Origin of the sequence: Pseudomonas sp. GM_Psu_1, from assembly GCF_026544185.1 — a bacterium.
Taxonomy (GTDB): Bacteria; Pseudomonadota; Gammaproteobacteria; order Pseudomonadales; family Pseudomonadaceae; genus Chryseomonas; species Chryseomonas oryzihabitans.
Genome location: NZ_JALNUX010000003.1, coordinates 391,668 through 403,812 on the forward strand (window position 1 = coordinate 391,668; position 12,145 = coordinate 403,812).

Sequence of the window (12,145 nt, forward strand, 5' to 3'; positions counted from 1 at the left end):
CCAAGGCCCCCATTCAAAGAGGTACGCCATGAAGACCCTTCCTGGCCTCTACACCCCCGCCGTGGCGCCGCGCTCGCTGCGGCAACGTTCCACCTCCCTGTGGGCCGATGCCCTCTGCCTCGTCCTCGGGCTGATCGCCCTGGCGCTGATCTGGCATGGCGTCGCCGAGATGCGCGCGCCCCTGGCCGTGCTCGACGCCGATCCCATGACCCTCGACCTGGCGCGACTGCCCGAGTACGCCCTGCGCACCACCCTGCGCATGTTCATCGCCCTGGGCGCCTCGCTGCTGTTCACCTTTGTCTTCGCCACCCTGGCGGCCAAGAGTCGCAAGGCGGAGCTGCTGATCCTGCCGGCCATCGACATCCTGCAGTCGGTGCCCATCCTCGGCTTCCTGACCTTTACCGTGAGTTTCTTCCTGGGGCTCTTTCCCGGTCGCCAGCTGGGCGCCGAGTGCGCGGCCATCTTCGCCATCTTCACCAGCCAGGCCTGGAACATGGCGTTCGGCTTCTACCAGTCGCTGCGCACCGTGCCCGAGGACCTGCAGCAGGTGAGCCGCCAGTTCGGGCTGTCGCCCTGGCGCCGGTTCTTTCGCCTCGAGCTGCCGTTCGCCATCCCCGGCCTGGTGTGGAACACCATGATGTCCATGTCCGGCGGCTGGTTCTTCGTGGTGGCCTCGGAAGCCATCACCGTGGGCGACAACACCATCAACCTGCCGGGCATCGGCTCCTGGCTGGCGCTGGCCATCGCCCGGCAGGACATCGCCGCCATCGGCTGGGCGGTGCTGGCCATGGGCCTGGTGATCCTGGTCTACGACCAGCTGTTCTTCCGCCCGGTGGTGGCCTGGGCCGATCGCTTCCGCGTCGAGCAGACCGCCAGCCAGCAGGTGCCGCGCTCCTGGGTCTACGACCTGGTCCGGCGTGCGCGCCTGGGACGCATGCTGGGCGGCTTCGGCAGCTTCTGCACCCAGCTCGCCACCCCGCGGATCCGCCGCGCCTGGCCGCACTGGCACCTGGCGCCGCACCGCCGCGCCTGGCTGCAGCGCGGGCTGGACGTGCTCTGGTACGGCGCGCTGCTGGTGGTGCTGCCCTATGGCGTCTATGCGCTGTACCGCTTCATCGCCGCCGACGTCTACTGGGTGGAAGCGGTCGCGGTGCTCGGCCTGGGGCTGCTGACTATGGCCCGGGTGCTGCTGCTGATCGCCGTCGCCAGCCTGATCTGGGTGCCCATCGGCGTCTGGATCGGCCTGCGCCCCGGCTGGTCGCAGCGCCTGCAGGCGGTGGCCCAGTTCCTGGCCGCCTTTCCGGCCAACGTGCTGTTCCCGGTGGCGGTGGTGGGCATCGTCAGCTTCCACCTCAATCCGGACATCTGGCTGTCGCCGCTGATGGTGCTGGGCACCCAGTGGTACATCCTGTTCAACGTCATCGCCGGCGCCAGCGTGCTGCCCAACGACCTGCGCGAAGCGGCCCGGCTGTTCGGTCTCAAGCGCTGGCAGTGGTGGCGGCAGCTGGCCCTGCCGGCGATCTTTCCCTACTACGTCACCGGCGCCCTGACCGCCGCGGGCGGCTCCTGGAACGCCAGCATCGTCGCCGAGGTGGTGAGTTGGGGCAATGAACGCCTGCAGGCCCATGGCCTGGGCGCCTACATCGCGCAGATGACCACCGCCGGCGATTTCCCGCGGGTCGCCCTGGGCATCGTGGTGATGTCGATCTTCGTACTCGGATTCAACCGGCTGCTGTGGCGGCCCCTGTATGCCTACGCCGCGCGGCGCCTACGGCTCGACTAAGAGCCTGTTCAAAGGCTGCTGCGCGTCGGCCGAACTGCGTTGGAAATGGCTTCGGAATGCTCATTTACCACTCGTAAACTCCGCTTCCTCAGCCATTTCCGCCTTGTCTGTCTCTAGCTCGCTAGCCTTTAAACAGGCTCCAGAGGAGAAATGCCATGAACCTGACCGCGCTGAATGCCCGTCCCCTCATCGACGTCCAAAACGTCCGCCAGCTCTATGGCAACGCCGGCGGCCCGGCCCGGGTCGTGCTGGACGAAGTGTCCCTGACCCTGCACGAAAACGAGATCGTTGGCCTGCTGGGGCGCTCCGGCTCGGGCAAGTCGACCCTGCTCAGATCCATCGCCGGCCTGCTCACCCCCAGTGGCGGCACCGTCGACTTCCCGCCCAAGGACGACGGCCAGCGCGCCCGGGTCAGCATGGTGTTCCAGAGCTTCGCGCTGTTTCCCTGGCTGACCGTGCTGCAGAACGTCGAGATCGGCCTGGAAGCCCTGCACGTGCCGCTGGACGAGCGCCGTCGTCGCGCCCTGGCCGCCATCGACCTGATCGGCCTGGACGGCTTCGAGAGCGCCTATCCCAAGGAGCTCTCCGGTGGCATGCGCCAGCGCGTCGGCCTGGCCCGTGCCCTGGTGGTGCACCCGGACGTGCTGCTGATGGACGAACCCTTCTCGGCGCTGGACGTGCTCACCGCCGAGACCCTGCGCACCGACCTGCTCGACCTCTGGGTCGAGGGGCGCATGCCGATCCGTTCGATCCTCATGGTCACCCACAACATCGCCGAGGCGGTGCTGCTCTGCGATCGGGTGCTGATCTTTTCCAGCAATCCCGGGCGTGTCGCCAGCGAGATCCGCATCGACCTGCCGCAGCCGCGCAATCGCCACGATCCGGCCTTTCGCGAACTGGTGGAGGAGATCTATGTGCGCATGACCGGCGAGACCACCCCGGCACCCCACGACGCAGGGGTTCCCGGCAATGGCCTGGGCATGCGGCTGCCGACGGTCTCGACCAACGCCCTGGCCGGCCTGCTGGAGGCGGTCCAGGCCGCGCCCTACGACGGTCGCGCCGACCTGCCGGAACTGGCCGGCGGGCTGGGCTATGCGCTCGACGAGCTCTTTCCCCTGGCCGAGGTGCTGCAACTGCTGCGCCTGGCGGTCCTCGAAGGCGGCGATCTGCGCCTGCTGCCGGCCGGGCGCGCCTACGTCGAGGCGGGGGTGGACGTGCGCAAGCAGCTGTTCGCCCGCCAGTTGCTCAACTTCGTGCCGCTGGTGGCCCATATCCGCCGGGTGCTGGACGATCGCCAGGGCCACACGGCGCCGGCGCGGCGCTTCCGCGACGAACTGGAGGACTTCATGGACGAAGCCGACGCCGCCCGCACCCTGGGCAGCGCCATCCAGTGGGGGCGCTATGGTGAGCTCTTCGCCTATGATCAAGCGGCCGATATGTTCAGCCTGGAAAATCCAGGTTAAGAGCGACCACGAACGAGAAACTGGCCATGGATCGACGACCCTTCGCCACCACCACCCACTGGCTGCGGCTAGGGGGCCACTGCGCCCTGGCGCTGGGCATCGCCCTGCTGGACACCCTCACCGACCGGGAGATCGCCATCGGCGTCTTCCAGGTGGTGGTGGTGCTCCTGGCGGCCGGCTTTCTGTCCGCGCGCGGGGTCACGGTCACCGCCCTGGGCTGCACGCTGCTGGTGCTCTGCAGCTATGTCGCCACCCGTAGCGGCGACCAGGAGGCGGGGCTGGTCAACTGCATCATCAGCCTGCTGGCCATCGTCGCGGTCGCCGCCCTGTCGCTGCGCCTGGAGGCCGCCAAGCGCGCCGCCGATGCGGCCCGGACGCGCCTGGTGCAGGCCGGGCGCCTGAGCCAGCTGGGTGAACTGGCCGCGTCCATCGCCCACGAGGTGAATCAGCCGCTCACCGCCATCGCCGCCAGTGGCAACGCCTGCCAGCGCTGGCTGAGCAATCAGCCGCCGCAGGTGGAGCGTGCCGTGCAGGCCGCGCAACGGGTCATCGACGACGCCCACCGCGCCAGCGCGGTGATCGCCCGGGTGCGCAGTCTGGTGCGCCAGGCGCAGGTGGCCAAGGATTGGCTCAACGTCGCCGATACCGTGGAGAAGGTGCTGGATTTCGTCCGCGCCGAATTGAGCCAGCGCCAGGTCGCCGTGGAGGTGCGCCTGCAGGAGGGCCTGCCGCCGCTGCTGGCCGACGAAAGCCAGCTGCAGCAAGTCATCCTCAATCTGCTGCTCAACGCCCTGGACGCCCTCGAAGGGATACCGCCCGAACAGCGGCGGGTGGTCATCCAGGTGGGGCAGGACACCGCCGGCGCCATCCGCCTCGGCGTGGAAGACAGCGGTCGTGGCTTGACGTCCGTGGCGCGCGAGCAGATGTTCGAGGCTTTCTACACCACCAAGGCGCAGGGCATGGGCCTGGGCCTGGCGCTGAGTCGCTCCATCGTCGAAGCCCACGGCGGGCGGATCTGGGCCACCTCGTTGCCGGAGGGCGGCACTGGGGTCTACTGCAGCCTGCCCAAGGATCCACAACCATGACCTCAGCGAGCATGACCGACCAAACTCAGCCCACCCTGGTCCACCTGGTGGACGACGACGCCTCGGTGCGCGCCGCCGTGGAAGACCTGCTGGCGTCCGTGGGGCTCGATACCCGCAGCTATGTCTCGGCCGCCGACTTTCTCGAGCGGGCCCGGCTGGACGCGCCGGGCTGCCTGGTGCTGGACGTGCGCATGCCCGGCATGAACGGCCTGGATCTGCAGCAGGAGTTGCAGCGCCGCGGCCTGGCGCTGCCGATCATCTTCATCACCGGCCATGGCGACATCCCCATGTCGGTCCGAGCGATGAAGCAGGGCGCCCTGGAATTCCTCACCAAGCCGTTTCGCGACCAGGACCTGCTCGATGCCATCGACCAGGCACTGCGCAAGGCGCAGGACGCCCATGCCCAGCGCCGCCAGTTGCAGGACCTCCAGAGCCGCCTCGACACCCTCAACGACGGCGAGCGAGCGGTGCTGGCGCGGGTGGTGACCGGGCTGCTCAACAAGCAGATCGCCGCCCAGCTGGGGGTCAGCGAGATCACCGTCAAGGTGCGTCGCGCCGCCCTGATGCGCAAGCTGCAGGCCGGTTCCCTGGCGGAACTGGTGAAGATGGTCGAGCGGCTGGAGGCGTCGCGCGGCTAGGCCTTCCTGTCGGGCGTACAGCCGCTGGACAGACTCCGCAGTCTGGTTGTCGCGCCAATCACTTGCGCGCTAAAGAAAGGCAATAGTCAGTCGATACGGGTTTTAGAGGATCGCCTTTCGCCGATCCAAGGAGCCCGTCTTGAACCTTCGTCAGCTACGCATCGCCCCCCGCGCCATCCTCTGCTTCGGTGCAGTCACCCTGTTCGTGATGCTGCTGGGGGCCTTCGCCCTGGTCCAGCTCAAGGCCCTGCGCGCCACCGAGCAGGCGATGGAGGCCGAGTGGCTGGCAAGCGTCCAGACCACCGATGACATCCAGATCGCCTTGATGCACACCCGGCTGGAGAGCATTCGGCTGCTGGCCACTGAGGACAGCGCCGCCATGGCCATGGCAGCGCGGAAGATCCAGCAGAATCGCGATCTGATGAATGCGCGCACGGCCTATTACCGCGACCATCTGATCTCCACCGCTGAAGAGCGCGCCAATTTCGACCAGGCCGCGCTGCAGATGAAAGGCTACCTGGACGGGCTGGATCGCATCGTCACCCTGGCCGCCAGCGATCGCGCCGAGGCCCTCAGGCTGGCCAATGGCGAGCAGCGCCAGCGGGCCGAAGGCTATCAGGAGCAACTGACCCGCCTGCGCGATTTCAACGGCGAAGGCGCCCGTCACGCGGGGGAGGCGGCCACCGGCATCTATGACCGCAGCGTCAGCATCGTGGTCGGCATCATGCTGCTGGCGGTGCTGGTGACCCTGCTGCTGGCCTGGCGTCTGACCCGTAGCCTGGCCCAGCCGATCGGCGACTCCCTGGCCGTGGCCAATGCCATCGCCCAGGGTGAGCTGACCGGCAGGATAGATCCCACCGGCAAGGACGAAGCCGCCGGCCTGATGCGCGCCCTGGCGCAGATGCAGGACAATCTCAAGGACACCCTGCATGGCATCTCGCGTTCGTCCGACCGCCTGAGCGATACCGCCCGCACCATGCACGCCGTCACCGACCAGGCCAGTCGCGCCCTGGCCAGCCAGAACGCCGAGATCGACCAGGCCGCCACCGCGGTCACCGAAATGAGCGCCGCCGTGGAAGAGGTGGCGCGCAACGCCTCGTCCACCTCCCAGGCCGCGCGGGAATCCAGTGCTGCGGCGGAAAACGGCAACACCAAAGTCGGCCAGGCCCTCGACGCCATGCAGCGTCTCACCCAGCAGGTGCAGTCGACTTCGGTCCAGGTCGAAGGTCTGGCCGGGCAGGCCCAGGACATCAGCCAGGTGCTCAGCGTGATCGGCGCCATCGCCGAGCAGACCAACCTGCTGGCGCTGAACGCCGCCATCGAGGCCGCCCGCGCGGGCGAGCAGGGCCGCGGTTTCGCCGTGGTCGCCGACGAGGTCCGCGCCCTGGCGCACCGCACCCAGACCTCGACCCGCGAGATCGAGCAGATGATCCAGGCGATCCAGAAGGGCTCAGCCGAAGCCGTGGATTCCATGCAGCTCAGCACTACCCAGGCCCAGGCCACCTATGTGATCGCCCAGGAAGCCGGCACGGCCCTGAGCGACATCCTCCAGGCCGTGCGCCTGATCGACGAGCGCAATCTGCAGATCGCCACCGCCTCCGAAGAGCAGGCCCATGTCTCCCGCGAGGTGGACCGCAACCTCATCAGCATCCGCGATCTGTCGGTGCAGACCAGCGATGGCAACCGCGAAACCGTGGGCGCCAGCGAGCAGCTGTCGGAACTGGCCGGTGAACTGCAGACGCTGGTGCGCCGCTTCAAGCTGGCGTAAGGGGCAGGGCGCGCTGACGGCGGTCGCGCGCCCGCTCTTCTTACATTCGGTTACCTTTGGCCACCCTGTTTCGCCGGCTCATCGGCCCGAACCCGCCGGGCGCTTTCCCGAGTAGTGGCTTTTTGGTATCAATGGTTATTGTAATACCTATTTAGTTTCGTCCCTCGACGCTCTCGCAGAGAAACCATGGCGCTGTCCCAATACAGTCTCAGAGTACCTGTCTCCCAATTGCAGCTGGGCATGTACGTCTGCGAACTGGATCGACCCTGGGCGGGCACGCCCTTCCTGTTCCAGGGCTTTCCCATCCAGAACGCGCACGACCTGCGCACCCTGCAGGAGACCTGCGAATTCGTCTGGGTGGATCGCCGCCAGAGCCATACGGTGACGCCGCTGTCCGCCAGCCTGTCGGCAGGCGCTCAGGCCAAGACCTATGCCATCGACTACCGGGATGAGGTCAAGACCACCGAACCGGTGTGGCGTGAAGCCCGGGCCGTGTCGATGCGCATGCTCGACGCCGTCAAGTTCGGCAAGGAACTCGACGTCGGCGAAGTACGCCGGGCGGTCGGCGAGTGCGTCGAAAGCGTGCTCAAGCACCCCGCGGCCAGCCTCTGGCTGGCGCGCATCAAGCAGCGCGACCACTACACCGCGGAGCATTGCCTGCGCGTCTCGCTCTATGCCATCGCCCTGGGCAAGGCGCTGGGCCTGCTGCCTCTCGAACTGGAAGAACTGGGGGTGTGCGGCATGCTGCACGACGTCGGCAAGATCAAGGTGCCCGACGAGATCCTCAACAAGCCAGGCCGCCTGACCGACGAAGAATTTCGCATCATGCAGGCCCATACCACCTACGGCTATCAGTTGCTGATGGCCAACAGCGAGGTGCCGCCGGCCGCCGTCGACGTCGCCCATACCCACCACGAGCGCATGGATGGCAAGGGGTATCCCCGCCAGCTGCCGGCGCACCGCATCCCCTTCAAGGCCAGGATCATCGCCGTGGTGGACGCCTACGACGCCATCACCAGCGATCGCCCCTACAGCGAGGGCCGCTCCAGCCTGGAAGCCCTGCGCGTACTGTTCGAAGCCCGGGGCACGCAATTCGACGAAGTCGTCGTGCTGGCCTTCATCCAGCTGATCGGCGTCTATCCGCCGGGCGAGATCGTCGAGCTGAGCACCGGCGAGGTAGGCATCATCATCGGCTTCGATGCCGGCAGCAAATTGAAGCCGCGCGTGCTGATCGTGCTGGACGCCAGCAAGCAGCCGCGCCCGGAGCGGGTGCTCGACCTGGCGCGCAATCCGCTCGATGAGCAGGGCCGCCTGGTCAGCGTTCGCGAGGTGAAACCCTCGGGTGCCTATGGCATCGACATCGACGCCTACCGCGCCAAGGGACTGGTGGTGCCTGGCTGAACGGATGAGGGGTCGCCGTTTGGGGGCCGACCGTCAGAGGGTCTTCAGACCCGTCGGCGTCTCCAGGTAGGCCAACAAGCCGGGTCTCTCCCCAGGCAGCACCGCGACGGGTCCGGAGAAGCCGATCGCCTCCAGCTGCTGCCCGAGCCCCGCGGCATCGGGATGCCTGAGCTCCAGGCGCTGCAGGCGACAGCCCTGATCGACCAGCCCAGCCGCCGGGTGCCGGGCGTTGCCCCAGTCGATCAGGCTGGGCAGGACCCCGCCCAGTGGCAGCTGCCCATCGGCATGGATCGAGATCTGCCAGGCCAGCGCGCCGCGACTCATCGACTCGATGCGGCCGAAGGTCCGCGTGAGGTGCGCATTCGCCTGCGCCAAGCCCTGGGTCCCGGCCGCCCAGTGGGCCAGGCGGGGCGCAGCGTCCGGTGCCAGCTGATCCAGCTCGAACCAGCGCGGTCTGGTCGGCGGCGGCGCGTCCGGGTCCGGGGCTATGACTTCCAGATAGCCGTCCCCCAGCCCCAGCAGCAGGTTGTGGGTACCCATGCGCGCATGCTGGCCGCCGGGCTGCAGCGCCACGCCGAGGCGCTCCTCGACATACCGGACGCCCGCGGCCAGGGTCGGGGCCACGATGACCAGGTGATCCAGGCGGGAATGTCTCATGGGGAAGGCTCCTGAGCGGACAAGGTGGAGCACGAGAGAAGCGGCATGATCCGCCCAGGGCTCACTGGTGGGCCCGACTCAGGACACCAGCTGCCGTGGAGCGCGGTCGGTGGTCCTGGCGGTCCCACTCAGGTCCGAGGGTCTTCGCCAGTAGGCTCGTTCGGCAACGGTCTGGGCGATTGCCACGCCGGCTTCTCCGGGCCTCGCTCATCGAAGGCGCGGCGCGCGGCCCGAAAATCTTCCACATTCTCGATAACCCAGGTCCAGATGGGCGTCATCCGGAGCAGCAGGCTCATGCCCAGCGGCGTCAACTCGTATTCGACCCGGGGCGGGACTTCGTCGAAGTCGTGCCGCAGCAGCAGGCCGTCGCGTTCGAGGGCGCGCAGGGTCTTGGTCAGCATCCGCTGAGTGATGCCCGACAGTTGCCGCGCCAGTTCGGCGTGCCGCATGACGCCATAGACCCCCAGCGCATGCAGGACCCCCAGGGACCAACGACTGCCCGCATGGGTCAGCACCTCGCGGCGTACGCCGTCTTCGTCCCGCCTGAGTGTCTGGCAGATGGCTTCGGACTGTTGGAGGAGTTCCAGATCGGTCATCTCGTCCCCTGGTATCACGCGTGTGCCTTCTTCTGAGCGCCGCTGGCGTCTGCCAGCATTCGCTCATCTTATACCTGACGTCAGGAGTCATGATGACTAACCCATTCCCTACCGCTACCCAATCCATTCTAGTGCTTGGCGCGGGTGAACTCGGCTTGCCGGTACTGCGCAATCTCGCCCGGCTTGCCAAGGAGAAACCTGGTTCGAAGGTGAGCGTGTTGCTGCGCCAGTCCACCCTCGACAGCCAGGACGCTGGCAAGAAAAGGGAGCTGGACGAGCTGCGCGCGCTTGGCATCACCCTGGTGGCGGGCGACCTGGTCAAGGATTCCATCGCCGAAGTGGCGGCGGTCTTCGCGCGATTCGATACCGTCATTGGCTGCGCCGGCATGGTCGCTGGCCGGGAAACCCCCATGAAGCTGGCGCGTGCGGCACTCGCCTCGGGTGTGAAGCGCTACTTCCCCTGGCAATTCGGGGTGGACTACGACGTCATCGGCCGCGGCAGCCCCCAGGACCTGTTCGATGCGCAACTCGAGGTGCGCGAATTGCTGCGCGCCCAGACCCAGACCGAGTGGGTGATCATTTCCACCGGGATGTTTACCAGCTTCCTGTTCGAACCCGCGTTCGAGGTCGTCGATCTCGTGACGGATACCGTCAGAGCGCTGGGCAGTCTGGATACCCAGGTGACCCTGACGACGCCCGAGGATATCGGCAGGCTGACGGCGGAGATCGTGTTTTTCGAGCCGCGCTTTCGTAACGAGATCGTCTATCTCTCCGGTGACACCCTGGCCTATGGCGAGCTGGCCGGGCTGCTGGAGCGGGTGCTGCAGCGGCCCTTCAGCACCCGGGTGTGGACGCTTCCCCAGCTGCTCGATGAGCTGGAGAAAGAGCCTGACGAGCAGCTCAAGCACATCTGGAAGTATCGCGCCGTCTTCGCCCAGGGCCGCGGCGTCGCCTGGCCGATGGAGACCACCTTCAATGCTCGGCACGGGATCGCGGTGACCAGTGCTGAGCAGTGGGCGCGGGAGCACCTGGTCGAGGCCGGACGGGCCGAGTGAAGCATGCAGGACTTCGGGTCATTCCTTTCCTGCATCGCCAAGATTCACTAAAGACGTAGGGCGGCTTCGGGTATTTCCGATAACGCCTTACCCGTCGCTTCTGCCTGTGCCGACCCTTCCGCATGCCGCCCTGGCCGAACGCGGCACCGAGATCTGCCCCCGGCAGCGGCGACTGGCGGACGAGGGGCGCAGGTTTCTGGACGCATGAGTCGCGCAGAGCACCCTGAACGACGCCACATATCCGAGAGCGTCCCGTGCTTTGACCTTTCGTGCGCGGACACCTAGGGTCAGGCAGGGCGCATTCGTCTGACGATTGTGCTCGATCGGAATACCAATTCAGGCAATGGGAGTGTCAGATGTCTTTTGCTCGTTCGGCCTTGGCCAACCGCTTTTCCGCTCTAGTGCTCACCGCCGCAACCGCTACCCTGGCGCTGCCCCTGGCCGCCGCGCCGGGGGTCGAGGGTTCCCTGTCCGCCGTCCAGGGCGATGCCCGGGTCGCCAAGGCGCTGGAAGCGCTGCGCGCCGACGATGGTCGGACCTTCACGGAACAGAAGCACATCGCCCAGATTCCCGCGCCGCCGTTCAAGGAAAAGGTGCGCGCCGAGTATTACCTCAAGCGCTTCCAGGAGCTGGGTCTCAAGGACGCCAGCATCGCCCCGGAAGGCTATGTGATCGCTACCCGCAAGGGCACTGGCCAGGGGCCGCAGCTGGTGGTGTCGGCGCACCTGGACACGGTGTTTCCCGAGGGCACCGACCTGACCCTCAAGGAAAAGGACGGCAGGACCTACGGCCCCGGCATCGGCGATGACGCCCGGGGCCTGGCGGCGTTGCTGTCGGTGATCGACGCCCTGAACAAGAGTGGCATCGAGACGGTGGGCGACCTGGTCTTCGTCGGCACCGTGGGCGAGGAAGAGCTGGGCAACCTGCGCGGGGTGAAGGCGCTGTTCAAGGATCGCCAGGGCATCGACGGCTTCATCTCGGTGGATGGCATCGACGTGCGCCGCATCGTCAATCGCGGTACCGGCAGCCACAGATACGAGATGACCTTCAAGGGACCGGGTGGCCACAGCTTCGCCGAGTTCGGTCGGCCCAGCGCCATCCACGCCATGGGTCGCGCCATTGCCAAGATCGCCGAGGTCCGTCCGCCCAAGGAGCCCAAGACCACCTTCACCGTGGGCACGGTGCAGGGCGGCACCTCGGTCAATGCCATCGCCGGCGAGGCGCGCCTGACCCTGGACATGAGATCCAACGAAGAGGCCGCGCTGCTGGCCGAAGAGAAGGAGATTCTGGCCCTGGTGCAGGACGCGGTGAAGGAAGAGAACCAGCGCTGGGAGACCGACCAGATCTCGGTGGACATCAAGCTGATCGGCGATCGTCCGGCCGGCGGTACGGCGGAGGATTCGCCCATGGTGCAGACGGCGCAGCGCTCCATTGCGGCGGTCACCAAGGGCGCCAAGGTCACCCTCAGCGGTGGCAGCACCGATTCCAACACCGCCATGTCGCTGGGTATTCCGGCCATGACCATCAGCGGTGGGGGGGAGGGTGGCAGTGCCCACTCGCTGGCGGAATGGTACAAGCCGGTGGACGCCTATCAAGGCCCGCAGAACGTGCTGCTGACCAGCCTGACCCTGGTCGGCGTCAAGGGCGTCAGCGAGCCGGTGCTGCAGGCCAAGGGCAAGTAGCCCGCAGCCGGCCCTGG

General features: G+C 67.2%; 10 protein-coding genes. 8 read left to right on the forward strand and 2 right to left on the reverse strand.

All coding sequences use genetic code 11. The features are described from left to right. The first annotated feature begins 28 nt into the window (after positions 1 to 28). From OXS31_RS06960 to OXS31_RS06985, 6 genes are all read left to right on the forward strand, one after another. The gene (locus OXS31_RS06960; protein WP_267398438.1) at positions 29 to 1,783 is read left to right on the forward strand and encodes an ABC transporter permease subunit; all 1,755 of its coding nucleotides are present in this window, start codon (positions 29 to 31) and stop codon (positions 1,781 to 1,783) included. A gap of 155 nt (positions 1,784 to 1,938) precedes the next feature. Continuing rightward, entirely contained in the window at positions 1,939 to 3,246 is a 1,308-nt protein-coding gene (locus tag OXS31_RS06965; RefSeq protein ID WP_042133801.1) for a nitrate/sulfonate/bicarbonate ABC transporter ATP-binding protein, read from the forward strand. Positions 3,247 to 3,272: 26 nt separating this feature from the next. Then, positions 3,273 to 4,331 carry an ATP-binding protein gene (locus OXS31_RS06970; RefSeq protein ID WP_267398440.1) on the forward strand — a complete coding sequence of 353 codons (1,059 nt, stop codon included), beginning with the start codon at positions 3,273 to 3,275 and terminating at the stop codon, positions 4,329 to 4,331. Next, on the forward strand, positions 4,328 to 4,969 hold the full coding sequence (locus OXS31_RS06975) for a response regulator transcription factor (RefSeq protein WP_267398441.1): 642 nt from the start codon (positions 4,328 to 4,330) through the stop codon (positions 4,967 to 4,969). The genes OXS31_RS06970 and OXS31_RS06975 overlap by 4 nt, the downstream gene beginning before the upstream one ends. A 139-nt stretch (positions 4,970 to 5,108) precedes the next feature. After that, the gene (locus OXS31_RS06980; RefSeq protein WP_267398443.1) at positions 5,109 to 6,737 is read left to right on the forward strand and encodes a methyl-accepting chemotaxis protein; all 1,629 of its coding nucleotides are present in this window, start codon (positions 5,109 to 5,111) and stop codon (positions 6,735 to 6,737) included. Positions 6,738 to 6,923: 186 nt separating this feature from the next. Continuing rightward, entirely contained in the window at positions 6,924 to 8,138 is a 1,215-nt protein-coding gene (locus OXS31_RS06985; RefSeq protein WP_267398446.1) for an HD-GYP domain-containing protein, read from the forward strand. 33 nt (positions 8,139 to 8,171) lie between these two features. Here the strand turns inward: OXS31_RS06985 and OXS31_RS06990 are convergent, their stop codons facing one another. After that, positions 8,172 to 8,795 (reverse strand): VOC family protein, encoded by a 624-nt coding sequence (locus OXS31_RS06990; RefSeq protein WP_267398447.1) that lies wholly within the window; start codon positions 8,793 to 8,795, stop codon positions 8,172 to 8,174. A gap of 128 nt (positions 8,796 to 8,923) precedes the next feature. Continuing rightward, positions 8,924 to 9,391: a helix-turn-helix domain-containing protein gene (locus OXS31_RS06995; RefSeq protein WP_267398448.1), complete on the reverse strand. Its 468-nt coding sequence runs from the start codon at positions 9,389 to 9,391 to the stop codon at positions 8,924 to 8,926. A gap of 92 nt (positions 9,392 to 9,483) precedes the next feature. Between OXS31_RS06995 and OXS31_RS07000 the strand changes: the two genes are divergently transcribed. Together OXS31_RS07000 and OXS31_RS07005 are read left to right on the forward strand one after the other, a co-directional pair. Further along, positions 9,484 to 10,446, forward strand: coding sequence for an aromatic alcohol reductase (locus OXS31_RS07000; RefSeq protein ID WP_267398449.1), 963 nt, complete (start codon positions 9,484 to 9,486; stop codon positions 10,444 to 10,446). A 356-nt stretch (positions 10,447 to 10,802) separates the two neighbouring features. Beyond that, complete coding sequence (locus tag OXS31_RS07005; RefSeq protein WP_042133815.1) at positions 10,803 to 12,128, forward strand: M20/M25/M40 family metallo-hydrolase; 1,326 nt, start codon at positions 10,803 to 10,805, stop codon at positions 12,126 to 12,128. Positions 12,129 to 12,145 lie beyond the last annotated feature (17 nt).

What these genes read in the sequence shown, in the direction of transcription:
- OXS31_RS06990 (WP_267398447.1), bottom strand. Translation starts at nt 8,795, where the DNA reads ATGAGACATTCCCGCCTGGATCACCTGGTCATCGTGGCCCCGACCCTG.
- OXS31_RS07005 (WP_042133815.1), top strand. Translation starts at nt 10,803, where the DNA reads ATGTCTTTTGCTCGTTCGGCCTTGGCCAACCGCTTTTCCGCTCTAGTG.
- OXS31_RS06975 (WP_267398441.1), top strand. Translation starts at nt 4,328, where the DNA reads ATGACCTCAGCGAGCATGACCGACCAAACTCAGCCCACCCTGGTCCAC.
- OXS31_RS06960 (WP_267398438.1), top strand. Translation starts at nt 29, where the DNA reads ATGAAGACCCTTCCTGGCCTCTACACCCCCGCCGTGGCGCCGCGCTCG.
- OXS31_RS06965 (WP_042133801.1), top strand. Translation starts at nt 1,939, where the DNA reads ATGAACCTGACCGCGCTGAATGCCCGTCCCCTCATCGACGTCCAAAAC.
- OXS31_RS06970 (WP_267398440.1), top strand. Translation starts at nt 3,273, where the DNA reads ATGGATCGACGACCCTTCGCCACCACCACCCACTGGCTGCGGCTAGGG.
- OXS31_RS07000 (WP_267398449.1), top strand. Translation starts at nt 9,484, where the DNA reads ATGACTAACCCATTCCCTACCGCTACCCAATCCATTCTAGTGCTTGGC.
- OXS31_RS06995 (WP_267398448.1), bottom strand. Translation starts at nt 9,391, where the DNA reads ATGACCGATCTGGAACTCCTCCAACAGTCCGAAGCCATCTGCCAGACA.
- OXS31_RS06985 (WP_267398446.1), top strand. Translation starts at nt 6,924, where the DNA reads ATGGCGCTGTCCCAATACAGTCTCAGAGTACCTGTCTCCCAATTGCAG.